This window comes from Enterobacter cloacae complex sp. IR5450 (genome assembly GCF_049238665.1).
Taxonomy (GTDB): domain Bacteria; phylum Pseudomonadota; class Gammaproteobacteria; order Enterobacterales; family Enterobacteriaceae; genus Enterobacter; species Enterobacter hormaechei_C.
Genome location: NZ_JBMKIC010000089.1, coordinates 1 through 781, shown reverse-complemented (window position 1 = coordinate 781; position 781 = coordinate 1). Strand labels below are relative to the sequence as shown.

Sequence of the window (781 nt, the reverse complement as noted above, 5' to 3'; positions counted from 1 at the left end):
GGCCTTTGAATGGGTTCATGTGCAGCTCCATCAGCAAAAGGGGATGATAAGTTTATCACCACCGACTATTTGCAACAGTGCCCCCGAACGGACGTTAGATTTCGAGTTCTAGGCGTTCTGCGATGAAGGTTGGATCCCAGCCGGGATTGAAAGTGTCGACGTGGGTGAATCCGAGCCGCTCGTATAGGCCACGCAGGTTCGGGTGGCAGTCGAGCCGCAGCTTGGCGCACCCCTGCGTTCGCGCGGCATGGCGGCAAGCCTCGATCAGCGCGGAGCTGACACCCCGGCCCGCATGTGTCCGTCGCACCGCGAGCTTGTGCAGATATGCGGCCTCCCCCTTGAGGGCGTCGGGCCAGAACTCGGGATCCTCGGCCGACAAGGTGCAACAGCCGACGATGCCGTCGCTGCAACTCGCGACTAGGAGCTCGGATCTCAGGACGAAGGTCTCCGCGAATGTCCGGTCGATCCGCGCGACGTCCCAGGCGGGCGTTCCCTTGGCGGACATCCACGCCGCAGCGTCGTGCATCAGCCGCACAACCTCGTCGATATCACCCGAGCAGGCGACCCGAACGTTCGGAGGCTCCTCGCTGTCCATTCGCTCCCCTGGCGCGGTATGAACCGCCGCCTCATAGTGCAGTTTGATCCTGACGAGCCCAGCATGTCTGCGCCCACCTTCGCGGAACCTGACCAGGGTCCGCTAGCGGGCGGCCGGAAGGTGAATGCTAGGCATGATCTAACCCTCGGTCTCTGGCGTCGCGACTGCGAAATTTCGCGAGGGTTT

1 protein-coding gene is annotated in these 781 nt (G+C 62.7%); it reads right to left on the bottom strand.

Annotation, left to right across the window (positions count from 1 at the left end; all coding sequences use genetic code 11):
• Positions 1-94: 94 nt before the first annotated feature.
• Positions 95-595 carry a GNAT family N-acetyltransferase gene (locus ACOTYB_RS24820; protein WP_000376623.1) on the bottom strand — a complete coding sequence of 167 codons (501 nt, stop codon included), beginning with the start codon at positions 593-595 and terminating at the stop codon, positions 95-97.
• Between the last annotated feature and the right edge of the window lie 186 nt (positions 596-781).

Excerpts from the sequence above, each read along its gene's own strand:
- ACOTYB_RS24820 (WP_000376623.1), bottom strand. The coding sequence starts at position 595 with ATGGACAGCGAGGAGCCTCCGAACGTTCGGGTCGCCTGCTCGGGTGAT.